Source organism: Roseomonas sp. CAU 1739, from assembly GCF_039839775.1.
Classification (GTDB): Bacteria; Pseudomonadota; Alphaproteobacteria; order Acetobacterales; family Acetobacteraceae; genus Neoroseomonas.
The window spans coordinates 1-26,643 of the sequence record NZ_JBDOQQ010000011.1 but is presented as its reverse complement, the minus strand read 5'-3'; the positions used below and the strand labels follow the sequence as shown (position 1 = coordinate 26,643).

Sequence of the window (26,643 nt, the reverse complement as noted above, 5' to 3'; positions counted from 1 at the left end):
CGTCTGCCGTGACCCCGCTTGCCGCCATCATCGGCCTGTCCGGCCATCGCCTGACGGCCGAGGAGGCCACGCTGCTGCGCGACCGGCGCCCGGCGGGCGCCATCCTGTTCGCCCGCAACGTGGCCGACCCGGCGCAGCTGCGCGCCCTGACCGGGCAGGTCCGCGACATCCTCGGCGCCGATGCGCCGATCCTGGTGGACCAGGAGGGCGGCCGCGTCGCCCGGCTCAAGCCGCCGCATTGGGAACGCTTCCCCCCCGCCGCGGCCTTCGAGCACGCGCCGGAGGCTGCCTTGCGCGCCAATGCCGAACTACTCGGCGGCATCTGCCGCGATGCCGGCCTCGACGTGGTCTGCGCTCCGGTGCTGGACCTGCGGCTACCCGGCGCGCATGGCGTGATCGGCGACCGAGCCTTCGCCGAGGACCCGTCCACGATCGCCCGGCTCGGCGCAGCCTTCGTCGCCGGGTTGCAGGCGGCCGGCACGATTCCGGTGATCAAGCATATTCCCGGGCATGGCCGGGCGCTGGCTGACAGCCACCATGAATTGCCGCGTGTGGCGGCATCGGCGGCGGATCTGGCGGCTGATATCGAACCGTTCCGGGTGCTGGCCGGGTCCGGCGCCTGGGCGATGACCGCCCATGTGCTCTATGAGGCCTGGGATCGGGCCTTGCCCGCCACCATCTCCCCCGCGGTGATCAGGGACATCATCCGTGGCGAGATCGGTTTCGAGGGCGTGTTGGTGACGGATGACCTGGCCATGGGCGCACTGTCCGGCGCGTCGAACGACCTTGCCGGCGCGGTGCTGGCGGCGGGCTGCGACTTGGTGCTGCATTGCACCGGGCGGCTGCCCGACACCGCGGCGCTGCTGGCGTCCTGCCCACCGCTGACCGACCGTGCGGCCGAACGGATGGCGCAGGCCCGCGCCATCACCGAGGCCTTCCATTCACGCCGGCCCGAGGCGCTGCGCGCCCTGCGCGACGGCGCCCTGGGCGCCCTGGCAGCGGCCGCCCCCGGCGAAGACCCGACCGCACGGCCCGCCTGATGCCCGAATGGCTGCCGGAAGTAGCGGCGGCGGTCATCGCCGCCGTCCTCGCCATCGCGCTGCATGAGGCGGCGCACGGCTATGCCGCGCTGTGGCTCGGTGACGACACGGCGCAGCGCGCCGGCCGCATCAGCATCAACCCGCTGCGCCATGTCGATCCCTTCGGCACGCTGATCCTGCCGGGCATCATGGTGATCGGGCAGTTGCTGGCGATGGGGCAGGTGCAGGGCGTGTTCGGCTGGGCGAAGCCGGTGCCGGTGAATATCTGGCAATTGCGCAACCCGCGATGGGGCATGGTGCTGGTGGCCGCCGCCGGGCCGGCGGCCAATGCGTTGATCGCCTTCGCCGCCGCCCTGCTGGCCCATGCGGTGATGGCCGGGCAGGACGCGCTGGGCCCGGATGCGACGCGGTATCTGCTGCGTTTCGCGGGGCTTCTGATCATCTCCAACCTCGTGCTGGGCCTGTTCAACCTGCTGCCGCTGCCGCCGCTCGATGGCGGACGGATCATGGTGGGGCTGTTGCCGCGCGGGCCGGCCATGGCGCTGGCCCGTGTCGAGCCATACGGCATCCTGATCGTGCTGCTGGGGCTGTTCATCCTGCCGATGGCGATGCCGTCCTGGGATCCCATGCGGCTGTTCCTGAATGCCATCGTCGCCCCCGCCTTCGACCTGGTCCTGCAACTGGCCGGGCATGGGGGCGGCGGATGAGCGAGTCACTGCATATCAGCCTCGATGGCTTCGAGGGGCCGCTTGACCTGCTGCTGGAACTGGCACGGTCGCAGAAGGTCGATATCGCGCGCATCTCGATCGTCGCCCTGGTGGACCAGTATCTCGCGGTGATCGAGGGCGCGCGGCGCGTGCGCCTGGAACTCGCCGCCGATTGGCTGGTCATGGCGGCCTGGCTCGCCTGGCTGAAATCCCGCCTGCTGATCCCGCCGGAGGAAGCCGAGGGCGAGGATGCCGAGGTGCTGGCCGAACAACTCGCAGAACGGCTGGTCGAGCTGGAACGCATGCGCGCCGCAGCATTGTGGCTGAACCGGCGGCCCTGGCTCGGACACGACGTCTTCGCCCGGGGCGCGCCGGAAAGCCTGCGGGTCGAGGACCGTTCCGGCCTGCATGCCGACCTGCCGTCGCTGCTGCAGGCCTATGTCGCGGCACGGCGGCGGGCGCTGGCGCGGCGGCCCTATCGACCCAAGCCGCGCAAGCTGTTCTCGGTGCAGGAAGCGCTGGAGCGGCTGACCCGGCTGGTTGGCGCCTTGCCGTCCTGGACGGTGCTGCAGGGCTTCCTGCCGGATACCATCCTCGATCCGCTGGAACGTCGCGCCGCTCTTGCCAGCACGTTGATTGCAGGGTTGGAGATGGCGCGCGGCGGCGGGATCGAGATGCGCCAGGATGAGGCCTTCGGCCCGATCATGGTGCGCCGCCGGGCCGAGGAGGGTGCCGCGGATGAACAACCAGGCTGAGGAGCCCGATCCGGAAGGGCCGGGAGCCGCCCCGGCGCCCGGGATTGAAGGCGCCATGGGTGAATTGCCGGCCGACCCGGCCGCGCCCGGCATCGCGGGGGCCGTGCCGCCGGACGCCATGCCAGCGGCCGGGGAGCCGGCGTCGGCGGCCGCCGCCACCGAAGAAGGGCCGGACCCGGATCTGCTCGGCACCGCCGTCCGGCTGGCGGAGGCGCTGGTCTATGCCTCCGACCGCCCTGTCACGCCCGCCATGCTCGGCGCCATCCTGCCGGACGGCCTGACCGCGGGCATGGTCATGGCCGCCCTGGCCGAAGCCTGCGAGGGCCGCGGCGTCGTGCTGACCGAGGTGGCCGGCGGCTGGGCCTTTCGCACGGCACCGGACCTCGCGCAGCGGCTGACCAAGGTGGTTCAGGCGCCGCGCCGCCTGCCGCGCGCGGCGATGGAGGCACTGTCCATCATCGCCTACCACCAGCCCTGCACGCGCGGGGAGATCGAGGAGATCCGCGGCGCCGCCCTGGCGCAGACCACGCTGGAAGCGCTGCTCGAACTCGGCCTTGTGGCGCCGCGCGGCCGGCGCGAAGTGCCGGGTCGTCCGACGCTGTGGGGCACCACGCCGAAATTCCTGGAGCAGTTCGGGCTCAAGGCGCTTGGGGACCTGCCACGCAAGGAGGAATTGGTGACCGCCGAGACGGGGCCGGCACTGCCGGGGCTCGCGACCGCCGGGGAAGAACCGCCGCCTGGGCCGCCGGCCGAAGGCGAAGCACCGGCCACGGACGACGAAACCCCGCCGCCCCCGGCCGCGCCGTGACCCGATTCCCGCCCGGCATCACCGAGCCCTTGGCGAACCGAAGGCCCGCCGCGAGCGCACGACGCGACCGCGCCCATTCCCGCCAAGCCACCAGCGCGTGGCGCGAAGGCAAGCCGGCCGGATGGCCGGCGCCCGCCGTCTGAGGGCATCAACACCGTGTCTCTCGAATTTCACGACATCCGCCATGCCTACGGCGCCCAGACGGTGCTGCGCGGCATCGACCTGTCCGTCGCGCCGGGGGAGATCGTCTGCCTGCTTGGCGCGTCGGGCTGCGGCAAGACGACGCTGTTGCGGCTCGCGGCGGGGCTTGAGCCCTTGCAGGCCGGGCGAATCGACCTGGGTGGCCAGGTGATCGCCGAGCCGGGCCGGGACGTGCCGCCGGAACGCCGCGGCGTCGGCTTCGTCTTCCAGGACTACGCGTTGTTCCCACATCTGACCGTGGCGGAGAATGTCGCCTTCGGCCTTCGCTTCGCCCCGCGCGGCGAACGCGGCTGGCGGGTGATGGATGCACTCGCCCGCGTCGGGCTCGAAGCCTACCAGGCGTCCTTCCCGCATATGCTGTCGGGTGGGCAGCAGCAGCGCGTGGCGCTGGCGCGGGCGCTGGCACCGCGCCCGGCGGTGCTGCTGCTGGACGAGGCATTCGCCAGCCTCGACGCCCGCCTGCGCGAACAGGTCCGCGACGACACGCTGCACGTGCTGCAGACCTCCGGCATCGCCACCCTGCTGGTGACCCACGATTCGGAGGAGGCGATGTTCATGGGCGATCGCATCGCCCTGATGCGGGAGGGGCGCATCCTGCAGCTGGGCCCGCCCGAGGCGCTGTATTTCGGACCGGCCAACCGCTACGTCGCCACCTTCCTCGGCGAGGTGAATCGCCTGCCGAGCCGCGTGCAGGGCGGCCTGGCCACCACCGCGATCGGTGCGCTGCCAGCCGCGGGACTGGCCGAAGGCAGCGCGGTGGATGTGCTGGTGCGCCCGGAGGGGCTGCGACTGGGCGCCCAGCCCGCCCGGACCGCCCAGGAGGCGGAAGTCGAGGCCTGCCGATTGCTCGGCGCCACCACGATGGTTCACCTGTCGCTGCCCGACGGCGCGGGGGGACTGCTCCATTTGCATGCGCGATTGCCGCCCGGGCGGCGCCTGTCGCGTGGCGAACGCGTAACGGTCGCGATTGATCCCGAGCGGGCCTTCGTCTTTCCGCCCGAGGCACCCTAGATAACCTCCGCCGCATTGGCGGCGTGCCGGCTTCCTGCTAACGGGGCGTCCCCTGCCGGCAGAGACAACGCCGGGGGAGAAGGAGCGCATGTTCGACCTCGCCTGGTCAGAGATCGCCTTGATTGCCGTGGTGGCGCTCGTCGTCATCGGGCCCAAGGACCTGCCCGATGCCATCAAGGGCGTGGCGAAGGGCATCCAGTCCCTGCGCCGCAAGGTTGCCGAGTTCCAGCAGCAGGCCGATGAGCTTGTGCGGGAAGCGAAGCTCGACGACGTGCGCAACCAGATCGCCGATGTGCGCAACACCATCAGCGACATCCGCAACTTCGACATCAAGGGTCAGATCGAGAAGGCGGTGGATGGCGACGGATCCGTCCGCAAGGCCTTCGAAGACCCGATGATGGGGGGTTCGACCTACACCCCGCCGCCGGCCTATGAGCCGCCGCCGGTGCCCGACAATGCGCCGGCCTTCGTGCCGCCTGACGTGGCGCGCTGGGCGGCGCCGCCGCGACCCTTGCCGCCGGCACCCGAGCCGGCGCCGGCCCCCGCCTTCGTGCCGCCCGACGCGCCGGCGCCGGTCCTGCCCGCCGCGGAGGCGTTGCCGCCGCCCGAGCCGGCACGGCCTTCCCCCTCCACCCCGAGCGTGTAGGGGACTGCTTCCTTGGCTTCGAATACCGACGACGACGATCCCATCAACGACAAGCCGATGCCGTTGATGGACCACCTCAAGGAACTGCGCACGCGGGTCCTATGGTCGGTCGGCGCCTTCATCATCGCGTTTGCCGCCTGCTATTATTTCTCCCGGCAGATCTACGCCTTCCTGGCGGAGCCGCTGGCGAACATCCTGGCGCATCAGTCGGGCGGCGAGCGGCGGATGATCTTCACCGCGCTGTACGAGGCGTTCTTCACCTACCTGAAGGTGGCCTTCTTCGGTGCGGTGTTCATCAGCTTCCCCATCTGGGCGACGCAGCTGTGGCTGTTCATCGCGCCGGGGCTGTACCGGTCCGAGAAGCGGGCGATCTATCCGTTCCTGCTCGCCTCGCCCTTCCTGTTCCTGCTGGGGGCGGCGCTCGCCTACTACTTCATCTTTCCGCTGGCCTGGAAATTCTTCATCTCCTTCGAGACGCCACCGGGTTCGGGCGGAATCCCGATCCAGCTGGAAGCGAAGGTCGGCGAGTATCTCTCGCTCGTGATGCATATGATCCTGGCCTTCGGGATCGCCTTCCAGCTGCCGGTGCTGCTGACGCTGCTGGTCAAGGTCGGCATCGTGAATGTCGACACACTGCGCAAGGGGCGGCGATACGCCGTGGTGGGGATGTTCGTGGTGGCCGCGGTGATCACGCCGCCGGACATCATCAGCCAGATCGGCCTCGCCGTGCCGTTGATCCTGCTCTACGAGCTGTCGATCTTCGCGGCGCGGTGGGTGGCGCCGAAGCGCGACGACGACGCCTGAGGGGTGCCGGGCCATGCATGATATTCGCGTAGTGCGCGCCGATCCCGCGGCTTTCGATGCCGCGCTGGCGCGACGGGGCATCGAGCCCGTATCCACGGCGATCCTGGCGCGCGACGAGGCGCGCCGCACCGCCCAGACCGTGCTGCAGGAGAAGCAGTCGCGCCGCAACGCCATCGCCAAGGAGATCGGCATGGCGAAGCGCCAGGGTGGCGACACCGCCGCCCTGGAAGCCGAGGCGATCGCGCTGCGCGATGATATGACCGCGTTGGAGGCCACCGCATCCGAGGCTGAGCGCGAGCAGACCGCGCTGCTCGAGATCCTGCCCAATACCCTCGACCCCGAGGTCCCCGACGGCACCGACGAAACCGCCAACGTCGTCCTGCACCAGAACGGCGACATCCCGGCCTATTCCTTCCTGCCGAAGCAGCATTTCGAGCTCGGCGAGGCGCTCGGCCTGATGGATTTCGGCACCGCGACGAAGATCGCCGGCGCCCGCTTCACCATCCTGAAGGGCACGCTCGCACGGCTGGAACGCGCGCTTGGCCAGTGGATGCTGGCGCTGCACACCGAGGCGCATGGCTACACCGAGGCGTCCGTCCCGCTGCTGGTCAACGATGCCGTCGCCTATGGCACCGACAAGCTGCCGAAATTCGCCGACGACCTGTTCCGCACCACCGATGGCCGCTGGCTGATCCCGACCGCCGAGGTGCCGCTGACCGGTTTCGCGATGGACGCCATCATCCCCGAGGCCGAATTGCCGATGCGCCTGACCGCGCTGACGCCCTGCTTCCGGTCGGAAGCCGGCAGCGCCGGGCGCGACACGCGCGGGATGCTGCGCCAGCACCAGTTCTGGAAGGTGGAGATGGTCACCATCACCACCCCGGAGCAATCGAGCGAAGAACACGAACGCATGACGCGTTGCGCCGAGCGGGTGCTGAGCGATCTCGGCCTGACCTGGCGGCGGGTGTTCCTGTGTGCCGGCGACACCGGCTTCGGCGCGGCGCGGACCTATGACCTCGAGGTCTGGCTGCCGGGGCAGCAGGCCTGGCGGGAGATCTCCTCCTGCTCCAACACGCGGGACTTCCAGGCGCGGCGGATGAATGGCCGGTTCAAGCCGAAGGAAGGCAAGGGCAATGTGTTCCTGCACACGCTGAACGGGTCGGGCGTCGCGGTAGGCCGCGCACTGATTGCGGTGATGGAGACCTATCAGCAGGAGGACGGCAGCATCACCGTCCCGGATGTGCTGCTGCCCTTCATGGGCGGGCTCGGCCGCATCGGCTGATCGGCCGCGGACACCACATCCGCCAGTGATCTTCGGCCTGATGCATCGCATCGGGCCGCAAGCGCGAAGCGCGACCGCGCCCAGACCATCATTCGCCGCCGTGCAGCGGTGCAGGGCGCACAAGTCAAGGCGGCGCCTGAGGCTTCAAACGATCGCCAGGAAATCGTCCCAGGCGACGCTGTTCAGAAAGCTGTAATTCGCCGCCGTGTAGTCCGCCTGCACGCCATTGATCGGCAGATTGATGCTCAGGCCCTCGGCCTCCGGGACGGTGCTGGCGATGGCGATCACCGCATCGCGCACCGCGTCGATCACCGCAGCCGAGGCATTGTCCAGCGCAACGGTCGCGGTGCGCGACATCACATTCTCCATGAAGTCCACGATGTCGCGCCACGGTGCCGTATCGCCTGACGGGAAGCGATGCGCCGCCGCGGCAGCTTCCGAAATCTTGGTCTTGTCGGCCGCGCTGGCCGCGAGCGCGGTCGTCACGAAGCCATCCAGCGCGGTATCGACTGCGTCGAGCTTCGCAGTGGACAGGGCCGACAGCGTGATGTCGTTCTGGCCCGCGAAGGCCGCGCCATATGCCGAGACGATCGACTGGGCGAGCTGCACATCCGTCATGTTCGGGTTGAGCTTCAACGCCGTGAGGAAGGTGTTGTAGGCCCAGCCATCGCCGGGCTCGTTCTCCTCGGACCCGATGAAGACATCGGTCAGGTCGCGCAGCGCGAAGGCGACCTCGGCCATCGCCATCTGGCAGGCGTCGAAGCCGATGATGTCGAACTTGGCGACGGAGGAGGCATCGACCGCGGCCCGGATCTCGTTCAGCTTCAGATTGTCGCCGGCGCTCGCGTCATCCCAGGCCGCGCCAGCCAGGCCGCCGCCATGGTCCCAAATCACCAGACCGTAGTTCTGGGCGGGAGCATTGGTCTTGGCCCAGTCGATGAAGCCGGTCAGGTTCGCACCATCGCCCATGTTCAGCTCGCCGAGCGAGGTCGCGGCGTTGCTGAGCGAGGTGACGGTGGCGTTGGCGCCGTCGGCGACGATCTGGGCGCGGCGCGTATCGGTCCAGTTGCCGCTGGCGCTGGTGAAGCCGGCGGCGCGGTCGACCATCACCATGATGTTCACGCTGGCTGGCAGGCCCATCACGGATTCCATCTCGTTCAGGTCGGACAGTGCGAAGGGTTCGAGGTTGTTGTCCCCCGCGATGTAGACCATCAGCGTCCAGGTATCGGCCGGCGCGGCGGCGGAGGTGGTGAAGTCGAGCGTCGAGCCGCCGCCGATGCCGGCGAAGGAATTGCCGACGATGTCCTTCACCGCACCGGCATCGATGCTGACCTTGTAGCTCGTATTGGCAACCAGGTTGGCGGTGGGATTCACCGTCATCACCTCGCCCGAGAAGCTGACCTGCGGGTCGCCGATCGGGATCAGGATGTCGGCGAAGCCGGTGCGGGCGATGTGGATATTGCCGGTGCCCGCGCGCACCGCTTCGTCGAACAGGAAGGTCAGGTTGCTGCCGACGCCGACCCCGGTCGCGTTGTCGAAGGGGCTCATCGCGACCAACTGCGGCGCGGTGGAATCGGCGCCGTTCACCGTGTTAACATCGAGCTTGAAGGTACCGGTGCCGGAATTGCCGCTGCGCACGGCGATATAGGCGTTGCCGGTATAGCCCGACAGGAAGCTCGCCTGGCTGTCGAGCGAGCCCGGCACGTCCGGGGTCACCTGCGTCTGCAGCGACACACCCTGGCCGTCGAAGACGCCGATGATGCGCGCATCGACCAGCGTGCCGTTGCCCAGCGGCGCACCCAGCATGTTGGCGACGTAGGACACGCCGTAATCCACATGCAGGCGGACCCAGTCCACATCGCCGACGAAATCGATGTTGCCGGCATACAACGCACCATCCGCGATGACATTCGCCGTGGTGGTGTAGTTCGCCGCGACATCGGTGGTCGGCGCGGTGGTCTCGACCGACAGGCGATAGGTGCCGGCGTCGCTGCCATACCCGCCGGCAGCAATGAAATAGACACCCGAGACGGTCGGGCGGAAGATCGTCTGCGCATCCAGCGTGCCCGGCGCATCGTCGTTCGGCGTGCCGGGCAGCAGCGTGCCGACGCTGTTGTAGAGGCCGACGATGCGCGGGTCGATCAGCGTGCCGTTGCCGCTCGATTCGCCGCGCAGGTTGATGGCATAAGTCGTGCCGGCCACCAGGTTGACCGCGAACCAATCCTCGTCGAAGGCGGAATTGATCGTGTTGACGACATTGCCGCCGACGGCGACCAGCCCGCTGGTGGCGATGGTGTTGCTGATGGCATCGACCACATTGCCGACCGTGCGGACCGACAGCAGGTAGTCGCCGATCAGGTCGCCATAGCCAGCGGCACCAATGAAGTGGTTGCCCGTATAGCCCGCGGTGAAGGTCACGCGGCTATTGAGGGATTCACCGTAATCGTCATTGCCGCTGTTCGGCAGCAGCGTGCCGAGCGTGTTGTAGACACCGGTGATGATCGTGTCGGTCAGCGCAACGGGGCTGTTGCCGTCGCTGCTCAGCTCGATCGTGTAGACCTGTCCGGCGGTCAGCGCGACGCGGAACCAGTCCTGGTCGCCGGCGCTGTCGATACGGCTGGACACCAGGCCGCCCACCGCGATCACGCCGGTCGTCGCCGTGGTCGCCGAACGATCGGGCGGCGTGACGTCGACGACGCTCAGCTTGTAGGTACCAGTGCCCGTCCCGTAGCCGCCCGCGGCGATGAACACCGTCCCGCCCGGCGAGGTGATGGTGACGCGCGAATTGACCCCCGTGCCGAAATCGTCATTCGCGGTGCCTTCGATCAGCGTCCCGTCACCGTAGTACAGGCCGCGCAGGAAGGGATCGGCCAGCACCGTGCCATCCCCGGCCTGGCCTTCCAGGTCGATCCGATAGGTACGCCCAGGCAGCAGCGCAGCCCGGAACCAGTCCACGTCATTGGCGGTATCGACGCGGCCGAGAACGCTGCCCCCCACCACGGCGGCCGCGGTGGTATTCAGGTTCGCCAAGACATCGAGCGGCGTTGCCACGCTGCGCACCGCGACGCGGTAGGACCCGATGCCGCCCGTCGCGTCCTGCGCCTCGATGAAATAGGTGCCGCTCGACCCCGGCGTGAAGGTCAGCCGGCTGTTGAGACCGAGCCCACTGTCGTCGTCGGAACTGCTGGCGACGACGACCCCCGCCGCATTGCGGATGGACGCGATCAGCGGGTCGTCGAGCGTGCCGTGCCCGGTGGCAAGGCCCAGCATCTCGACCGTGTAATGCACGCCGGCGGTCAGGGTCACCTTGAGCCAGTCGGCGTCGCTGCCGCCCTCGATCCGCCCCACCGTGCCGACGCCGTTCACCGCGACAGCGGTGACTGACGCGGTGCTCGCCGCCACATCGGCCGGCGTGATGTCGAGGACGCGCAGATTGAAGGTGCCAGTCAGTCCGGCATAGGCGGCGACGTCGATGGTGTGCGTGCCGGTGCTCTCGGCGAGGAAATCCACCCGCGAGTCGAAGGTGCCGGGCGCATCGTCATTGCCGGTGAAGGGCTGCAGCACGCCGCCGGCATCGCGGATGCCGCGGATGACAGTGTCGGACAAGGTGCCATTGCCGCTGTCGAAGCCACGCATTTCGACGCGATACAGATGCCCCGCCGTCAGCGCGACCTTGTACCAGTCGGCGTCGCCGGCCAGGCCAATGCGCCCCTGCACGCCGAGTGCGCCGAGCGCCACCGTGGCCAGGGTGTTGCCGGCGGCAGGGATGTCGGCGGCCGTCAGGTCGGTGACCGCGAGGGCGTAGCTGCCGACCGAGACGTTATCCGCGTTGGTGGCGTCGATGTAGTAGGTGCCGGTCGTCACCGGCGTGAACAGAAGCAGGCTGTCCAGGTTCTCGTTCGGCACGACGTCGTCCTGCGTCGTGCCGGGGATGAAGACGCCGGCGCTGTTGAAGATACCGCCGATGAAGGGGTCGGCCAGGGTGCCGGACCCGCTCGACAGGCCGAACAGGTCGATCTGGTAGGTCCGGCCGGCGATCAGGGTGACGCGGAACCAATCCTCGTCAGCGCCGCTGTCCACGGTCGAAAAGACCAGGCCGTTGACGCGCAGTGTCCCCGTGGTCGCGGTGTTCGCGGTCTGCAGGTCAGCCATGGCGTCTTCTCCGGCCCACTCACGGGCGCGGGAGGCTGCGCTGCGCGCATTCCAAACGTCAAGCGGAACGTTCCTGTGGCGCGATAGGCTGTGATCCGGATCAATCCCTGGTATCGAAGGGCAGGGTGATGGTCTCGCCGAAGGCCGGAATGCGGAAATCCACGTCGCCGCGCAGGGCGGCAAGGCGCTCGGCGGGTTCGCCGATTGCTTCCCGTGTCAGCTTGAAGACCCCGAAATGCATGGCGATCGAGGTCCTGGCGTGCAGCGCGCGATGGGCGCGCAGGGCTTCCTCGGGGTCCATATGGACGCTGTCCATGAACCAGCGCGGATCGTAGGCGCCGATCGGCACCAGCGCGACGTCGAAGGGCCCAAGCCGCGCACCGATCTGTTCGAGATGCGGCCCCCAGGCGGTGTCGCCACAGAAGAACAGCCGCGCGCCGGCGGCGGTCTCGACCGCGAAGCCGCCCCACAATGCGCGGCACCGGTCCCGCAGGTTGCGCGCCGAACCGTGGCGCATCGGCAGGTAGGTGATGCGATGGCCCCCCGGCAGCATGTGCGTCTGCCACCAATCGAGTTCGGTCACGTCGTGCAACCCGGAGCGGCGTACCAGCGCGGCATTGCCAAGCCCGGTCAGCACCGCGGGCGCGCCCGCCGCTGCCAGCCGCCGCAGGGTGGCGAGGTCCAGATGGTCGTAGTGGTTGTGGGAGACCAGCACGGCGTCCGGCCGTGGCAGCGCCGCCAGCGCCTGGCCGGGCGGGCGGGCCCGGCGCGGGCCGATGAAGCGGAAGGGGCTGGCGCGCTTGCTCCAGACCGGGTCGGTCAGCAGCACCGGGCCGCCGGCGAAGGCGATGCAGAAGCTGGCATGGCCGATGGCGGTGACGGCGACATGGCCGGTCGGGGGCGGCGCGGGCGGCGGCTGCGGTGCGTCGCGCTGGCGGCGCGGCCAGCGCTTGCCGTCGCCGCCGAACATCAGGCGCAGCACCTCGCCCAGCCGCTTGCCGCCGTTCGAACCATCCGGGTTCAGGAAGCGGCCATCCGGGCCGCGCCGCGCACCGGTCAAGGGTCGATCTTCACCCCGAGCCGTCCCGCCAGGTCCTGCACGAATTGCCAGGCGACGCGGCCCGACCGCCCGCCGCGCGTCACCGACCATTCGATGGCCTGGGCGTGCAGGGCCTCGGTGGTGATGGGCAGGGCGAAATGGGCGGCATAGCCCTCGATCATCGCGAAGAAGGTCGGCTGGTCGGCGTTGTGGAATCCGATCCACAGGCCGAAGCGGTCGGACAGGGAGACCTTCTCCTCCACCGCCTCGCCGGGGTTGATGGCGGTGCTGCGCTCATTCTCGATCATGTCGCGCGACATCAGGTGCCGGCGGTTCGACGTCGCGTAGAACAGCACATTGGGCGGACGTCCCTCGATGCCGCCATCCAGCACGGATTTCAGCGCCTTGTAGTCCGCATCGTCCTTCTCGAAGGACAGATCGTCGCAGAAGACGATGCAGCGGCGCGGCTGCAGGCGCAGCTGGCTGAGCAGGTCGGGCAGGGTGCGAATATCCTCCCGATGGATCTCGATCAGCGCCAGGCCGCCGGGGAGCTCGGCATTGGCAGCGGCGTGGGCGGCCTTGACCATGGAGGATTTGCCGGTGCCGCGGGCGCCCCACAGCATGGCGTTGTTGGCGGAGAACCCACGGGCGAAGCGCATGGTGTTGTCGAGCAGCAGGGCCTTCTGGCTTTCGATGCCCTGCAGCAGGCCGATCGGCACCGCGGCGACCCTGGGAACCGGCGCGAGGTGCGGCCGCGGTTCGGGGTGCCAGACGAAGGCATCGGCGGCCTTGAGGTCCAGGCCCGAGGCGGGCGGCGGGGCCAGGCGCTCGAGCGCTTCGGCAATGCGGGTCAGGGCAGGCAGCAGGGCGGGATCATCCATGATCCACCGGGCATAGGACGGGTTGCCAATGACGGAAAGGGGCGGGTCGCCGAAGCCGATCCAGCCCGGGTGGACGACGATGCCGGATCAAACAAGCCGAGAGGGGTTCCACCCTTGGGGGAACCCCTCTAGGTTCCGCGCCTTCACGCCGGAAGACGGAACAAACTCATGTGGAACCCCTTCGCGATTTCGGTCGCGCATGCCCAGGACGCCGCCGGCGGTGCCGCCGGCATCGTCATGCAGATCATGCCGCTCGTGCTGATCTTCGTCGTCTTCTACTTCCTGCTGATCCGCCCGCAGCAGAAGAAGATGAAGGAACACCGGGAGATGCTGACGCAGCTCAAGCGCAATGACCGCGTGGTCACGGCGGGGGGCATCGTCGCGACCATCACCAAGGTGAAGGAAGGCTCGGATGAGATTGAGGCCGAGATAGCCCCCAATGTGCGCGTGATGCTGGTGCGCGGCACCATCACCAGCGTCGTGCGCCCGCAGGCGGCCAACGACCAGGGCGCGGCCGCCAAGACGAGCTGAGCCGGCATCACTGCCGGTCACGAAAAAGGGCGCCGGGGATGACCCTGGCGCCCGTCGCGTATCCGCCGCCTGGCGGGTCGGATCAGGCCGACTGGCCAGCCGTGAAGGACCCCTTCGCCAGCAGGCCGGCGACGACGTCCCAGTTCACCAGCTTGTCGAGGAAGTTCGCCAGGTAGTTCGGGCGCACGTTGCGGAAGTCGAGGTAGTAGGCGTGTTCCCACACGTCGCAGCCGAGGATCGGCTGGCCTTCGCCGGTGGACAGCGGGTTGGCGCCGTTCGGCGTCTTGGTCACCTTCAGCTTGCCGTCGCTGCCGATGATCAGCCAGGCCCAGCCGGAGCCGAACTGCGTCGCACCGGCCGCCTTGAAGGCGTCCTTGAACGCGGCGAGGCCACCGAGGTCACTGTCGATCTTCGCGGCCAGGGCGGCCGGGACGCTGTCGCCATGCGCGCCGCCGGGGGCCATCACCTGCCAGAACAGGCAGTGGTTCCAATGCTGGCCGGCCTGGTTCAGCACCGGGGCGCCGTCGGCACCGGCCTTGCCGGCCTCGGCGCAGATCGTCTCCAGCGACTTGCCGGCGAGGCCCTTGCTCTCGACCAGGCCGTTCAGCGCGGTGACATAGGCGTTGTGGTGCTTGCCGTGATGGAGCTCGAGCGTCTCCTGGCACATGCCGGTCGCGGCGAGGGCGCCGGTCGCGTAGGGCAGCGGGGGAAGGCTGAAGGCCATGGGGGGTCTCTCCCGATCATCGGACGAAGCGCGGGCCGCGCCTCCCGGTCGAGGTAGGCGGCGCGTTGTCGCGCGTCAACCGCGCGCGGACCATCGGTCGTGTCAACCGCATGGGGGTTTCGCCCAGCCTTCCGGGCGCGCATATCGGCGCCGTGAGCCTCTCCCCGATCGGCGCCTTTGCGCGCGCCCATGACCCCGACCGCTTCCTCTGCGCGCTGTTCGCGCCCGCGGAGCGGCGAGAGGCGATCTTCGCCCTGATCGCCTACAACCACGAACTCGCACGCGCGCGGGAGGCGGCGACCAACCCGATGGCCGCGCTGATCCGCCTGCAATGGTGGCGTGACGCCGTGGAGGAAGCCCGCACCGGCCGCCCGCCCCGCCGGCATGAGGTCGCGGGCCCACTGCAGGCAGCCATCGCCGAGGCGGCGCTCGACCCCGATGCCCTGGTCGAACTGGCCGATGCGCGGGAAGACGAGACGGAGGAGGGCGGCTTCGCCAGCGAACAGGATTTTGTGACCTGGCTGCGCGGCACCGCCGGCGGCTGGTCAGCGGTGGCCGGCCGTGCGCTTGGCGCGGATGCCGAGGCGGCGGAGTTGCTGCGCGCCCTGGGTGCGGCCTATGGGCTGGCCGGCGTGCTACGGTCGGTCGCCGCGCACGCCGCCCAGGGGCGCTGCCTGCTGCCGCTGGACCGGCTCGCCGAAGCCGGGCTGCGCGCGGAGGAGGTGATCGCCGCGCCACAAGGTCCGGCGCTGGCGGACCTGGTGCAGGCCATGGCGGCGGAAGGGCTGGCGGCGCTGGCGGGTGCGCGGCGCGACCTGCCGCCGATGCTCATCGCCGCGGCCTTGCCGGCGGTATTGGCGGGGCGCGACCTGCGGCGGATCGCGCGCGGCGGGGCGGTGGATGCGCGCGGCATCGGCGACCGGCTCGCGGTGTCGTGGGCTGGCCTGCGGCATCGGTTGTGATCCGGTTCATGTTGCGCCGCGGTGCCCCGGGGTAGTGCTGCGTTTGAAGCTGATCGAATGCAGGGACCGTGGAGGATGCGGGTGAGCGCGCCTGCTCCGTTTCCGGTACCGTGACGACTGCCGGGCGGCCCGACCGCCCCTGATGGAGCCTGACGCGATGTCTCCTGTCCTCGCCGCCTTTCCGCAGCGTCCGTTGAAGCTCCACCCCGGACGCGGATCGCTGGGCGGCTGGCTCATGGCCCTGCTGGGCCTGGTGCTGTTCGGGGCCTTCATCGTCATGCTGGCGATCGAGATCGGCCCGGCGATCCGTGACGATTTCGCGGTGCGCGACACGGCGCAGCCGATTGCCTCGGCACGGATCAGCGATGGCCGCTGCCAGTCCCGCATGTTCCTGTTCCAGACCTGCGACCTGACCCTGGCCTGGCGGGACAAGGAGGGCAGCCACACCCGCAAGGTCAGCTACATGTTCGTGGAGCCGCATATGGGCTCCTGGACCGCCAACCCGATGATGGACCCGCAGCGCCCTGCGCTGGTGACGACGGATCTGGGCCTTGACCGGCTATGGAACCGCGTCGCGACCGCTGCTGGCGGCGGCATCTTCGCCGTGATGCTGATCGGGGGGCTGTTCGTCGCCGCGCGCAAGTCGCAGGCAAAGCGGAGCGAGGTGAAGACGCTGTCCGGCCGCCCGCTGCGGCCCGTCGCAGTCGCCTTCGATGGTTGGGGGCAGGGGCCGACCTGGCGGGTCCGTGACGAGCGTGGGACCGTTTTCGAATGGCCGGTGCGCAAGTCGGACAAGCCCTTCCTGCTTGATCCGCAGCGCGGCCTGGTGCTGGCGCTGCGCGCACCGGAAGGCGGGCCGGCCTTCCCGCTCGACGACAGGCTGCGCTTCGTCACATTGGAGAAGGAAGAACGCGCCCGCATCGAGGCGGCACGCTGGTCGGCGGTGCAACCCGGCCGCTGACGCCGGCCGCAGGCCCGCGGCGGGCAGGCGAACGCCGCTGAGCCCTGGATTCACGATCAGGCCCGCGCTACGCGGTGACGGTGCCGGCCGTCTTGCTGACCCGGCCGCGCGGATGACACCGGGGGCGGGGAAGCAGGCATGGCGATCGACGGTGTCGCGGCGGGCGTGACCCAGGTCCCGATCGTCATCTACGCCTTCGACCGGCCGGATTACCTTGATGTGCTGTGCCGTGGCCTGCTGGCGCAGACCCAGGTCCGGGCCGACCCGGCGCGCATCTTCCTGCTGCAGGATGGCGCGGTGTCCGCCCGCACGGGCCACCTGCACGCCCGCCCGGCCCTGATCAACCGCAGCACCGAGGTGTTCCGCCGCCACTTTCCCGAGGGTCAGGTCGTCGCCGCGTCCCATAACCTTGGCATCGCGGAGAACGTGTTTCGCGGCCAGCGCCATGTATTCGAGACATTGGACGAGGAAGTCGGCTACTTCTTCGAGGACGATCTGGAGCCCGGGCCGCTCTACCTCGCCGCACTCGAGGCGATGCGTGCCGCGACCGAACCCTTCGCCGACCGGGTTGGCCATTTCGCCGCCTACGGCCCGCAGCGGGCGGCGGAGCAAGGCCCCGAGGTCGGCTATCGCCAACTCGGCCACCATTGGGGATTCGGGCTGCGCCGCGCCGCCTGGCAACGGATCCACGCGCAACTCGGCGACTGGTGGGAGGAGATCCGGCGCAACGACTACCGTGCCCGCAACCGGCGACGCCTGTTCGAACTCTGGCGGCGGCGCGAACTGTCGGCCGAAGGCATCGGCCAGGATGCCGCGAACGAACAGGGCTGCCTCGAACTCGGCCTGGCGCGGATCAACACCACTGTCTGTTTCGGTCGCTATGTCGGGGTCAAGGGCGAGCACTTCACGCCCGGCGTGTTCCGCAACCTCGGCTTCGAGGAGATGCGCTGGGCCGAGGGCGAGCACTTCGCCTTCCAGCCCCTTGATGCGGCGCGGGTCGAGGAGATTGCCCAGGCGGCCAGCCGCACGCGGACGGCCTGGCGGCGCGAAGCGCTCGACCAGCGCATCGCGCAGATCGAATCGGAGCGCGACGATGCCGACCGGTTGGTGACGGAGGCGGAGGTCGCGGCACTGTGGCACCTGATGCTCGATCGCAGGCGCGTGCCACCGGGCGTGATGGAGCGCCATGTCGGCAAGACGCGGCTGCGCGACCTGCGGCGGGAGATCGTGCGGATGCGGGAGTTCCAGCACCAGACCGGGCCGTGAGAGGTAGGCGCCGTCGCCCGGTTCGCGTGAAGGTTGGAGGGGCGCTGCCCCTCCAAGCCACCCCGCCAGGGACCAACGGGTCCCTGGACCGCGGGAATCTTGGGGATTTGCGCGGGGCGTAGCGCTTGCGTGGATCGGTGAGCGCAGAACACCTCGGCCCTGGTCCGGGACGTCGGCGTTCGGCGCATGGCCCTTGGCGCGACGAACTTCGGCCAGCGCCCTTTTGCCCGACGCATCCGTGACGAGCAGGATCAGCCAATCGGTCCGGAACCAGGAATCGGTTTCCAAAGGCCCACTGGCCTTCAGTGGGGTGGCTTGGAGGGGCAACGCCCCCCCAATCTCAGGCGACGAACAAATCCATATCGTGCCGCGCCGCCCTCTGAACTACTCCCGGGCCATCAGGCACGGCTGCGCCGACGCGCCGGCGCTGCGACCCTCGTCAGCAATGGCGCCAGGAAGCGCCCGGTATGGCTTTCCGCCACCGCGGCGATGTCCTCCGGCGTACCCTCGGCAATCATGCGCCCGCCGCCTTCGCCGCCCTCGGGGCCCAGGTCGAGCACCCAGTCAGCGGTCTTGATGACTTCGAGATTGTGCTCGATCACCACGACCGTGTTGCCTTGTTCGACCAGCGCGTGAAGCACTTCCAGCAGCTTGCGCACATCCTCGAAATGCAGCCCAGTGGTGGGTTCGTCCAGGATGTAGAGCGTGCGGCCGGTCGCGCGACGGGACAGTTCCTTCGACAGTTTGATGCGCTGCGCCTCGCCGCCCGACAATGTGGTCGCCTGCTGGCCGAGATGGATGTAGCCGAGGCCGACATCGCGCAGCACGGAGAGCTTGTCGCGAATGGATGGCACGGCGGAGAAGAATTCCACCCCCTCATCCACCGTCATGTCGAGCACATCGGCGATCGACTTGCCGCGGAATTTCACCTCCAGCGTCTCGCGGTTGTAGCGCTTGCCCTTGCAGGTATCGCAGGTGACGTAGACGTCGGGCAGGAAGTGCATCTCGATCTTGATGAGGCCGTCGCCCTGGCAGGCCTCGCACCGGCCGCCCTTCACGTTGAAGGAGAAGCGGCCGGCCTTGTAGCCGCGCGCCCGGCTTTCCGGCATTTCCGAGAACCAGTCGCGGATCGGCGCGAACAGGCCGGTATAGGTCGCGGGGTTCGACCGCGGCGTGCGGCCGATCGGCGACTGGTCGATGTCGATGATCTTGTCGAGATGCTCCAGCCCCTCGATCCGGTCATGCGGGGCAGGGACCTCGGCCGCGCCCATCAGGCGGCGGGAGGCGGCCTTGTAGAGCGTCTCTATCACCAGCGTGGACTTGCCGCCGCCGGACACGCCGGTGATGCAGGTGAAGGTGCCGAGCGGGAGCGACGCCGTCAGGTTCTTGAGGTTGTTGCCGGTCGCACCCACGACGCGGAGTTGCTTCTTCTTGTCGATCTTGCGCCGCGTGGCGGGCACTTCGATGCGCCGGATGCCGGACAGGTACTGCCCGGTCAGGCTCGCGGGATTGGCCGCGACTTCCGCCGGCGTTCCTTGCGCGATGACGTGGCCGCCGCCCTTGCCCGCCGCGGGCCCGATATCCACCAGATGGTCGGCTTGGCGGATCGCGTCCTCGTCGTGCTCGACGACGAGCACGGTGTTGCCGAGGTCGCGCAGCCGCCGCAGCGTGCCGAGCAGGCGTTCATTGTCGCGCTGGTGCAGGCCGATGGACGGTTCGTCCAGCACATACAGCACGCCCGTCAGGCCGGAACCGATTTGCGATGCCAGACGGATGCGCTGCGATTCGCCGCCCGACAGCGTGGCCGATGATCGGCTGAGGCTCAGATAGTCCAGGCCTACATCGACAAGGAACTGCAGCCGTTCCTCGATCTCGCGCAGGATGCGGCGGGCGATTTCCTGCCGCTGCGGCGTCAGGGTTTCCATCACCGTGGCGAACCAGTCGCGGGCGCGACGGATGGACAGTTCGCTGACCTCGCCAATGTGCCTGGCCGCGATCTTCACCGACAGTGCCTGCGGCTTCAGCCGGTAGCCGGTGCAGACCTGGCACGGCTTCTGCGCCTGGTAGCGGGACAGATCCTCGCGCACCCAGGGGTTGTCGGTTTCCTTGAAGCGGCGTTCGAGGTTCGGGATCACGCCCTCGAAGGCCTTCTTCACCTCATAGGCGCGCAGGCCGTCCTTGTAGCGCAGGGTGACGACCTCATCCCCGGTGCCGTGCAGGATGGCCTTTCGCACGGCTTCCGGGATGTCCTGCCAGGGCGTCGTCATGGCGAATTTGAAGTGCTTCGCCAGGCTCTCAAGGGTCTGGGTGTAATAGGGCGACTGCGCGCCGGTCCAGGGCATGACCGCCCCGTCCTTCAGCGAGACATCATCCTGCGGCACCACCAGCTGCGGGTCGAAGAAGGTCTCGGTGCCGAGGCCGTCGCAGGACGGGCAGGCGCCATGCGGGGAGTTGAAGGAGAACAGCCGCGGCTCGATTTCCTCGATGGTGAAGCCGGAGACCGGACAGGCGAATTTCGCGCTGAACACGGTGCGGTCCTGCGTGTCCGCGTTCTCGGCATAGGCGATGCCGTCCGACAGGCCGAGCGCCGTCTCGAAGGAATCGGCCAGGCGCTGGGCTATGCCCTCGCGCACCACGATGCGGTCGATCACCGCCTCGATGTCGTGCTTCAGCTTCTTGTCGAGCTTCGGCGCCTCGGCGATCAGGTGCAGCATGCCGTTGACCTTCACGCGTTCGAAGCCGCGGCGTTGCAGTTCGGCGAGTTCCTTCTTGAACTCGCCCTTCTTGCCGCGCGCGATCGGGGCGAGCAGCAGCAGCCGCGTGCCTTCCTCCATCGCCATGACGCGATCGACCATCTGGGAGACGGTCTGCGCCTCGATCGGCAGGCCGGTCGCCGGGGAGTAGGGCACGCCAACGCGCGCCCAGAGCAGGCGCATGTAGTCGTGGATTTCCGTCACCGTGCCGACGGTGGAACGCGGATTGTGGCTGGTGGTCTTCTGCTCGATGGAAATGGCCGGCGACAGGCCCTCGATGCTGTCCACATCCGGCTTCTGCATCAGTTGCAGGAATTGCCGGGCATAGGCGGACAGCGACTCGACATAGCGGCGCTGGCCCTCGGCATAGATCGTGTCGAAGGCGAGGGAGGACTTGCCCGATCCCGACAGGCCGGTAACGACCGTCAGCTTGTCGCGCGGGATGTCGAGGTCGACATCCTTGAGGTTGTGCTGGCGCGCGCCGCGAATACGGATCTGGCCGGTCATGCAGGGGTGCTCCGCCCGGGGCGCGGCGGGGCCGGCCGGGAGTGTTCCGGTGATGTTCCCGTTACTATATGAGCCGCGATGCGGCGGTTGGGAAGGGGATGTTGCGATGCGGGCGGGCGCCTGCGCGGCCGCGCGACCCGCTCAGGGCTGGCCGGGCCGCGCCAAAGCGGTTAGGAACGGTGTTTGAAAAAACGATGGGGAACCGACGTTTCGGCCCCCCTCAGACCTTGGCGGAAATCAAGCATGGCAGGCGTCAACAAGGCGATCATCCTCGGGCGGCTGGGTCGCGATCCGGAGGTCCGCAACTTCCAGAATGGCGGTAAGGTCGTGAACCTGCGCATCGCAACCTCCGAGCGATACAAGGACCGCGAGGGAAACCAGCAGGAACGTACCGAGTGGCACGCCGTCGCCATTTTCAATGAGCGCCTGGGAGAAGTGGCCGAGAAGTACCTCCGCAAGGGCAGCGAAGTGTACATCGAGGGCCAGATCGAAACCCGCAAATGGCAGGACCAGGCAGGCCAGGAGCGCTACACGACCGAGATCGTGCTGCGCCAGTTCCGCGGCGAATTGCAGTTGGTCGGCGGCCGCAGCAGCGGAGGCGGGTCCGCGCCGGATGAAGGCGGCTATGCCGAGCGTCCGTCGGGTGGCGGTGGCGGCGGTGCGTCGCGCGGCGGCTATGAAGGCGGCGGTGGTGGTGGCGCTGCCCGTTCCGGCGGCGCGCCGCGCGGCGGCGGCGGGTGGGACTCGAAGAAGACGGACCTCGACGACGAAATCCCCTTCTGAGGCCATGTAGGCGCGGCGGTTGACTGCGGCCGCCGCGCGGTGCCTATGACGCCCCAAACCAGCGCGCGGCCGCGCCGCGCGCGCCCATGACCGGATCGAGCCCAGCCGCGTGAGCGACCCCAGCACCCCTGGCGAAACCCCCACCGACACGCAGCCTGTCGCGCTCGAGGAGGAGATGCGCCGCTCCTACCTCGACTACGCGATGAGCGTGATCGTCGCGCGCGCCCTTCCGGATGTGCGCGACGGGCTCAAGCCGGTGCATCGCCGTATCCTGTTCGCGATGCAGGAGGCCGGCTACACGTCCGACAAGCCGTATCGCAAGTCGGCCCGCGTCGTCGGCGACGTCATGGGTAAGTACCACCCGCATGGCGATGCCTCCATCTACGACGCCATGGTGCGCATGGCGCAGCCCTTCTCGATGCGCGTGCCGCTGATCGACGGGCAGGGCAATTTCGGCAGCGTGGACGGCGATCCGCCGGCGGCGATGCGCTACACGGAAGCGCGCCTCGCGCCATCCGCCATGGCGCTGCTGGAGGGCATCGACGAGGACACCGTCGATTTCCAGCCGAACTACGACGAAAGCGCGGATGAGCCCCGCGTGCTGCCAGCCGCCTTCCCGAACCTGCTGGTGAACGGCGCGGGCGGCATCGCCGTCGGCATGGCGACAAACATCCCGCCGCACAACCCGACCGAGGTGATCGACGCCACGCTCGCCCTGGTCGCGGATAATTCGCTGACGCTGGACGATCTGATGAAGATCATGCCCGGCCCGGATTTCCCGACCGGCGGGCTGATCCTGGGGCGCTCCGGCATCCGTTCGGCCTTCGAGACGGGCCGCGGGTCCATCCCGCTGCGCGCGCGCGCCGAGATCGAGGACATGAAGGGCGGCCGCCAGGCCATCGCCGTCACCGAGATCCCCTACCAGGTCAACAAATCCACGCTGCTGGAGAAGATCGCCGAACTGGTCCGCGCCAAGGCGATCGAGGGCATCTCCGACCTGCGCGACGAATCCGATCGCTCGGGCATGCGCATCGTCATCGAGCTGAAGCGCGACGCCACCGCCGAGGTGGTGCTGAACCAGCTGTATCGCATGACGCAGCTGCAGACGTCCTTCGCCGTCAACTTCCTCGCGCTGGATACTGGTCGCCCGCGGCAGATGGGGCTGCGCGACGCGCTGCTCGCCTTCATCGCCTTCCGCGAGGATGTCATCCTGCGCCGGTCGCGCCATCGCCTGGCCAAGGCGCGCGAACGCGGCCACCTGCTGATCGGCCTCGCGATCGCGGTCGCCAATATCGACGAGGTGATCCGCGTCATCCGCGCCAGCAGCGACGCCGCCACCGCCCGCGCCGCGCTGATGGACCGCGCCTGGCCGGCCGGCGATGTCGGCGTGCTGCTGGAACTGGTCGATGACTACCGCAACGTCATCACCCCGGAAGGCACCGTCCGGCTGACCGAGGAGCAGGCGCGCGGCATCCTCGAATTGCGGCTGCAGCGACTGACCGGGCTGGAACGCGAGAAGATTACCGGCGAACTCGGCGAGGTCGGGGAGAAGATCCGCGACCTGCTCGACATCCTCGGTTCGCGCCCGCGCCGCATGGAGGTGATGGATGCCGAACTGCGCGCGGTGCGGGAGAAGATCGCCTCCACGCGCATGACGCAGATCCTCGACGGCTTCTCGGATGTCGATGACGAGAGCCTGATCGAACCCGGCACCATGGTGGTGACGCTGACGCGCGACGGCTACGTCAAGCGCACGCCGCTCGACACCTTCCGCGCCCAGGGCCGCGGCGGGAAGGGGCGCACCGGGGCAGGAACGCGGGAGGATGACGTCGTCATCCGGTCCTTCGTCGCGCACACCCATCAATTCGTGCTGTTCTTCACCAGCCGTGGCATCGCCTTCCGCGAGAAGGTCTGGCAACTGCCCGAAGGCGGGGCCACCGGCCGGGGCCGGTCGCTGCGCCAGGTGTTGGCGTTGCAGGAAGGCGAAAGCATCACGGCGGTGTTGCCCCTGCCGCTGGACGAATCCCTGTGGGACGGGCTGCACCTGGTCTTCGCGACGGTGCAGGGCAATGTCCGGCGCAACCGGCTCTCGGATTTCAAGAACGTCCGCGCCTCCGGCCTGATCGCCATGAAGCTGGACGAGAATGACAGCCTGGTCGGTGTCGCCACCTGCCGCGAGGGCGACGACGTATTGCTCGCCACGCGTGCCGGCAAGGCGATCCGCTTCCAGGCCGAGCCCGACACGCTGCGGCTGTTCGCCGGGCGTGATTCGACCGGCGTGCGCGGCATCCGCCTCGCCGAGGGCGACAGTGTCATTGCGTTGTCGGTGCTGCGCCACGGCGACGCGTCGCCGGAGGAACGGCTCGCCTACCTCAAGGCCGCCGCCGCCCGCCGACGCGCCGCCGGGGAGGATGCCGACGCCGCGCCGGTCGAGGAGAGCGAGGAGCCGGTCGACGACGTCGCGCTCAGCGCCGAGCGCTTCGACGCCCTCGCCGAGGCTGAGGAAGTGATCCTCGCCGTCACCGATGGCGGTTTCGGCAAGCGCACCTCCTCCCATGAGTATCGCGTCACCGGTCGCGGCGGGCAGGGGATCAACGGCATCACGTTGTCGAAGCGCACGGGCCGCGAGGTCGTCGCCACCTTCCCGGTGCGCGCCGGCGACCACCTGATGCTGGTGACCGATGGTGGGCAGCTTATCCGTATCCAGGCCGATGCGGTCCGGGTTACCGGCCGACAGGGCATGGGTGTGATGCTGATGCGCCTGGCCGAAGGCGAGCGGGTGATCTCCTGCTTCCCCGTGGCCGATGAAGACGACAGCGACAGCGGCGATGATGCGCCGCCTGACGAAACGCCCGGGGAAGCGGCAGACGGCAATGACTGAACGGATCGCCCTGTATCCGGGCACCTTCGACCCGGTCACCAACGGGCACCTCGACGTGATCGGCCGCGCCGCACGGCTGGTGGACAGGCTGGTGGTCGGTGTGGCGATCAACATCGGCAAGGGGCCGCTGTTCGACCTCGATGAACGGGTGGACCTGGTGCGCGTCGAGGTGGCGCCGATCGCCGCACGCACCGGCACCGTCATCGAGGTGCGCCCGTTCCAGGGCCTGCTCGTGCATTACGCGCGGGAGATCGGGGCGGGGATGATCATTCGCGGCCTGCGCGCCGTGTCCGATTTCGACTATGAGTTCCAGATGGTCGGGATGAATCGCCGCCTGGACCAGGAGATCGAGACGGTCTTCCTGATGGCGTCCGAGACCAACCAGTTCATCGCCTCCCGCCTCGTGAAGGAAATCGCGAAACTGGGCGGCGACATTTCCGGCTTCGTGCCGAAGACGACGCTTGACCGCACCATGGCCAAGATCCGCGCAACGCAAGGCTGAAGGGAAACCCACACATGGACCGCAGGACGCTTCTCGGCGGCAGCATCGCCGCGTTTGGTCTCGCCGCCTGCGCGCAGCAGGCCCCGGCGCAGACGACGCCGGCCCCGGCTGCCGCGCCCGACCCCGAGAACACACTGATCCTTGAACTGCCGAGCGGTCCGGTGACCATCCAGATGCTGCCGGACCTGGCGCCGAACCATGTCGCCCGGATCAAGACGCTGGTGCGCCAGGGCTTCTACAACAACACGCCCTTCCATCGCGTGATCGAGGGCTTCATGGCCCAGGGCGGCGACCCGACCGGTACCGGGACGGGTGGTTCGCCGCTGCCGGACCTGGCGGCGGAATTCAGCCCACCCTCGCGCGCGCGTTTCATCCGCGGCACCGTGGGGATGGCCCGCACGGCCAATCCGAACAGCGCGAACAGCCAGTTCTTCATCATGTTCGCACCGAACCAGGGCCTGGATGGGCAGTACACCATCTGGGGACGCGTGATCGGTGGCATGGATGCGGTGGACCGCATCAAGAAGGGCGCCCCCGGTTCGGGCACCGTGACCAACCCCGACCGCATCCGCACCGCGCGCATCGCCGCGGATGCTCCTCGCTGACCATTCGCCGAAAGCACAGACCATGAGCGACACCCCCGCCGCCGACCCCGAGAACACGCTGATCCTCGAGATCGAGCACGGCACCGTCACGATCGCACTGCGCCCCGACCTCGCGCCGAAGCACGTCGAACAGATCAAGGCGCTCGCGCGCCAGGGTTTTTATGACGGCGTGCCCTTCCATCGCGTGATCGAAGGTTTCATGGCCCAGGGCGGCGACCCCACCGGTACCGGTTCGGGTGGTTCCGAACTGCCGGACATCGAGGCGGAGTTCAGCCAGCCGGGCACGGCGCGCTTCCAGCGCGGCACCTGTGGCATGGCGCGCACCTCCAACCCGCACAGCGCGAACAGCCAGTTCTTCATCATGTTCGCCCCGGCGCCCAGCCTCGATGGCCAATACACCATCTGGGGCCAGGTGACGGCCGGGATGGATGCGATCGACAAGATCAAGCGCGGCGCCGGCGGGTCGGGCATGGTGCAGGGCCCGGACAAGATCCGCAGCCTGAAGGTGGCGGCCGACGCCGCTTGAGTCTATGAACCCGGCGCCATGACGACCCGGCGCCGGGTCCTGCGTGCCCGTAGCTCAGCCGGTAGAGCACGTGACTTTTAATCATGGGGTCCCGGGTTCGAGTCCCGGCGGGCACACCATTGAAGACCTAACATTGAGAGAGGTCGGCGCATCTCGCCGGCTGTGCCAAACCGGACATTGACCGGACGCGCGACCTTAGAGCCCATCCGGGAAGTTTGGATTCACATTGAGGGCGTTGCGGCGAGGCGCCGCAGCATGATGCGGATCATGGCCATGCGGACAAAGGCGGCAGCGATGCGGCAATGCCGCTCGAAAT

The 26,643-nt window shown here is 68.8% G+C and carries 22 protein-coding genes and 1 tRNA gene; 18 read left to right on the top strand and 5 right to left on the bottom strand.

Going from position 1 to position 26,643, the window contains the following annotated elements; genetic code table 11:
* The first annotated feature begins 8 nt into the window (after positions 1–8).
* The 8 genes from nagZ to serS all read left to right on the top strand — a co-directional run bounded on the left by nagZ (position 9) and on the right by serS (position 7,254).
* Positions 9–1,040, top strand: coding sequence for a beta-N-acetylhexosaminidase (nagZ, locus tag AAFN86_RS17745; protein WP_347544731.1), 1,032 nt, complete (start codon positions 9–11; stop codon positions 1,038–1,040).
* Entirely contained in the window at positions 1,040–1,747 is a 708-nt protein-coding gene (locus AAFN86_RS17740; protein WP_347544730.1) for a site-2 protease family protein, read from the top strand. The genes nagZ and AAFN86_RS17740 overlap by 1 nt, the downstream gene beginning before the upstream one ends.
* Entirely contained in the window at positions 1,744–2,502 is a 759-nt protein-coding gene (locus tag AAFN86_RS17735) for a ScpA family protein (protein WP_347544729.1), read from the top strand. Before AAFN86_RS17740 ends, AAFN86_RS17735 begins: the two co-directional genes overlap by 4 nt.
* Positions 2,503–2,620: 118 nt before the next feature.
* Positions 2,621–3,310: an SMC-Scp complex subunit ScpB gene (gene scpB, locus AAFN86_RS17730; protein WP_408906612.1), complete on the top strand. Its 690-nt coding sequence runs from the start codon at positions 2,621–2,623 to the stop codon at positions 3,308–3,310.
* Between the two features lie 156 nt (positions 3,311–3,466).
* On the top strand, positions 3,467–4,522 hold the full coding sequence (locus AAFN86_RS17725; protein WP_347544728.1) for an ABC transporter ATP-binding protein: 1,056 nt from the start codon (positions 3,467–3,469) through the stop codon (positions 4,520–4,522).
* An 88-nt stretch (positions 4,523–4,610) separates the two neighbouring features.
* The gene (gene tatB / locus AAFN86_RS17720; protein ID WP_347544727.1) at positions 4,611–5,168 is read left to right on the top strand and encodes a Sec-independent protein translocase protein TatB; all 558 of its coding nucleotides are present in this window, start codon (positions 4,611–4,613) and stop codon (positions 5,166–5,168) included.
* 57 nt (positions 5,169–5,225) lie between these two features.
* Positions 5,226–5,972, top strand: coding sequence for a twin-arginine translocase subunit TatC (gene tatC / locus AAFN86_RS17715; RefSeq protein WP_347544935.1), 747 nt, complete (start codon positions 5,226–5,228; stop codon positions 5,970–5,972).
* Positions 5,973–5,985: 13 nt separating this feature from the next.
* On the top strand, positions 5,986–7,254 hold the full coding sequence (gene serS, locus AAFN86_RS17710; RefSeq protein WP_347544725.1) for a serine--tRNA ligase: 1,269 nt from the start codon (positions 5,986–5,988) through the stop codon (positions 7,252–7,254).
* A gap of 144 nt (positions 7,255–7,398) precedes the next feature.
* Here serS and AAFN86_RS17705 read toward each other — a convergent pair whose 3' ends face one another.
* The 3 genes from AAFN86_RS17705 to AAFN86_RS17695 form a co-directional block, all read right to left on the bottom strand.
* Complete coding sequence (locus tag AAFN86_RS17705; protein WP_347544724.1) at positions 7,399–11,406, bottom strand: clostripain-related cysteine peptidase; 4,008 nt, start codon at positions 11,404–11,406, stop codon at positions 7,399–7,401.
* A 100-nt stretch (positions 11,407–11,506) separates the two neighbouring features.
* Positions 11,507–12,466 carry an MBL fold metallo-hydrolase gene (locus AAFN86_RS17700; RefSeq protein ID WP_347544722.1) on the bottom strand — a complete coding sequence of 320 codons (960 nt, stop codon included), beginning with the start codon at positions 12,464–12,466 and terminating at the stop codon, positions 11,507–11,509.
* Positions 12,463–13,326 (bottom strand): ATP-binding protein, encoded by an 864-nt coding sequence (locus AAFN86_RS17695; protein WP_347544720.1) that lies wholly within the window; start codon positions 13,324–13,326, stop codon positions 12,463–12,465. The genes AAFN86_RS17700 and AAFN86_RS17695 overlap by 4 nt, the downstream gene beginning before the upstream one ends.
* A 168-nt stretch (positions 13,327–13,494) precedes the next feature.
* Here AAFN86_RS17695 and yajC point away from each other — a divergent pair, with 168 nt between their 5' ends.
* Positions 13,495–13,857: a preprotein translocase subunit YajC gene (yajC, locus tag AAFN86_RS17690; protein WP_347544719.1), complete on the top strand. Its 363-nt coding sequence runs from the start codon at positions 13,495–13,497 to the stop codon at positions 13,855–13,857.
* 82 nt (positions 13,858–13,939) lie between these two features.
* Here the strand turns inward: yajC and AAFN86_RS17685 are convergent, their stop codons facing one another.
* Positions 13,940–14,581 (bottom strand): superoxide dismutase, encoded by a 642-nt coding sequence (locus AAFN86_RS17685; RefSeq protein WP_347544718.1) that lies wholly within the window; start codon positions 14,579–14,581, stop codon positions 13,940–13,942.
* A gap of 152 nt (positions 14,582–14,733) precedes the next feature.
* On the opposite strand from AAFN86_RS17685, the gene AAFN86_RS17680 reads away from it, so the two are divergent.
* From AAFN86_RS17680 to AAFN86_RS17670, 3 genes are all read left to right on the top strand, one after another.
* Positions 14,734–15,543, top strand: a complete 810-nt coding sequence (locus AAFN86_RS17680) for a squalene/phytoene synthase family protein (protein WP_347544717.1) — start codon at positions 14,734–14,736, stop codon at positions 15,541–15,543.
* Between the two features lie 157 nt (positions 15,544–15,700).
* On the top strand, positions 15,701–16,504 hold the full coding sequence (locus tag AAFN86_RS17675; RefSeq protein ID WP_347544716.1) for a hypothetical protein: 804 nt from the start codon (positions 15,701–15,703) through the stop codon (positions 16,502–16,504).
* Between the two features lie 138 nt (positions 16,505–16,642).
* Entirely contained in the window at positions 16,643–17,770 is a 1,128-nt protein-coding gene (locus tag AAFN86_RS17670) for a hypothetical protein (RefSeq protein ID WP_347544715.1), read from the top strand.
* A gap of 398 nt (positions 17,771–18,168) precedes the next feature.
* On the opposite strand, the gene uvrA is transcribed toward AAFN86_RS17670, so the two are convergent.
* Positions 18,169–21,030, bottom strand: a complete 2,862-nt coding sequence (uvrA, locus tag AAFN86_RS17665) for an excinuclease ABC subunit UvrA (RefSeq protein WP_347544714.1) — start codon at positions 21,028–21,030, stop codon at positions 18,169–18,171.
* 243 nt (positions 21,031–21,273) lie between these two features.
* Between uvrA and ssb the strand changes: the two genes are divergently transcribed.
* From ssb to AAFN86_RS17635, 6 genes are all read left to right on the top strand, one after another.
* Positions 21,274–21,813, top strand: coding sequence for a single-stranded DNA-binding protein (ssb, locus tag AAFN86_RS17660; protein ID WP_347544713.1), 540 nt, complete (start codon positions 21,274–21,276; stop codon positions 21,811–21,813).
* A 109-nt stretch (positions 21,814–21,922) separates the two neighbouring features.
* The gene (gene gyrA, locus AAFN86_RS17655; RefSeq protein WP_347544712.1) at positions 21,923–24,694 is read left to right on the top strand and encodes a DNA gyrase subunit A; all 2,772 of its coding nucleotides are present in this window, start codon (positions 21,923–21,925) and stop codon (positions 24,692–24,694) included.
* Positions 24,687–25,196, top strand: coding sequence for a pantetheine-phosphate adenylyltransferase (gene coaD / locus AAFN86_RS17650; RefSeq protein WP_347544711.1), 510 nt, complete (start codon positions 24,687–24,689; stop codon positions 25,194–25,196). The genes gyrA and coaD overlap by 8 nt, the downstream gene beginning before the upstream one ends.
* Before the next feature lie 14 nt (positions 25,197–25,210).
* Entirely contained in the window at positions 25,211–25,801 is a 591-nt protein-coding gene (locus AAFN86_RS17645; protein ID WP_347544710.1) for a peptidylprolyl isomerase, read from the top strand.
* Positions 25,802–25,823: 22 nt separating this feature from the next.
* A complete protein-coding gene (locus AAFN86_RS17640; RefSeq protein ID WP_347544709.1) occupies positions 25,824–26,327 on the top strand; it encodes a peptidylprolyl isomerase in 504 nt (167 codons plus the stop codon).
* 43 nt (positions 26,328–26,370) lie between these two features.
* Positions 26,371–26,446 (top strand) — tRNA-Lys (locus AAFN86_RS17635).
* The last annotated feature ends 197 nt before the right edge of the window (positions 26,447–26,643 follow it).

Bases quoted from the DNA above. Each gene is read 5' to 3' on its own strand.
- AAFN86_RS17735 (WP_347544729.1), top strand. From the start codon at position 1,744: ATGAGCGAGTCACTGCATATCAGCCTCGATGGCTTCGAGGGGCCGCTT.
- AAFN86_RS17640 (WP_347544709.1), top strand. From the start codon at position 25,824: ATGAGCGACACCCCCGCCGCCGACCCCGAGAACACGCTGATCCTCGAG.
- AAFN86_RS17740 (WP_347544730.1), top strand. From the start codon at position 1,040: ATGCCCGAATGGCTGCCGGAAGTAGCGGCGGCGGTCATCGCCGCCGTC.
- coaD (WP_347544711.1), top strand. From the start codon at position 24,687: ATGACTGAACGGATCGCCCTGTATCCGGGCACCTTCGACCCGGTCACC.
- tatC (WP_347544935.1), top strand. From the start codon at position 5,226: ATGCCGTTGATGGACCACCTCAAGGAACTGCGCACGCGGGTCCTATGG.
- ssb (WP_347544713.1), top strand. From the start codon at position 21,274: ATGGCAGGCGTCAACAAGGCGATCATCCTCGGGCGGCTGGGTCGCGAT.
- tatB (WP_347544727.1), top strand. From the start codon at position 4,611: ATGTTCGACCTCGCCTGGTCAGAGATCGCCTTGATTGCCGTGGTGGCG.
- AAFN86_RS17685 (WP_347544718.1), bottom strand. From the start codon at position 14,581: ATGGCCTTCAGCCTTCCCCCGCTGCCCTACGCGACCGGCGCCCTCGCC.
- AAFN86_RS17695 (WP_347544720.1), bottom strand. From the start codon at position 13,326: ATGGATGATCCCGCCCTGCTGCCTGCCCTGACCCGCATTGCCGAAGCG.
- AAFN86_RS17645 (WP_347544710.1), top strand. From the start codon at position 25,211: ATGGACCGCAGGACGCTTCTCGGCGGCAGCATCGCCGCGTTTGGTCTC.
- AAFN86_RS17705 (WP_347544724.1), bottom strand. From the start codon at position 11,406: ATGGCTGACCTGCAGACCGCGAACACCGCGACCACGGGGACACTGCGC.
- AAFN86_RS17675 (WP_347544716.1), top strand. From the start codon at position 15,701: ATGTCTCCTGTCCTCGCCGCCTTTCCGCAGCGTCCGTTGAAGCTCCAC.
- AAFN86_RS17670 (WP_347544715.1), top strand. From the start codon at position 16,643: ATGGCGATCGACGGTGTCGCGGCGGGCGTGACCCAGGTCCCGATCGTC.
- yajC (WP_347544719.1), top strand. From the start codon at position 13,495: ATGTGGAACCCCTTCGCGATTTCGGTCGCGCATGCCCAGGACGCCGCC.
- uvrA (WP_347544714.1), bottom strand. From the start codon at position 21,030: ATGACCGGCCAGATCCGTATTCGCGGCGCGCGCCAGCACAACCTCAAG.
- serS (WP_347544725.1), top strand. From the start codon at position 5,986: ATGCATGATATTCGCGTAGTGCGCGCCGATCCCGCGGCTTTCGATGCC.
- scpB (WP_408906612.1), top strand. From the start codon at position 2,621: ATGCCAGCGGCCGGGGAGCCGGCGTCGGCGGCCGCCGCCACCGAAGAA.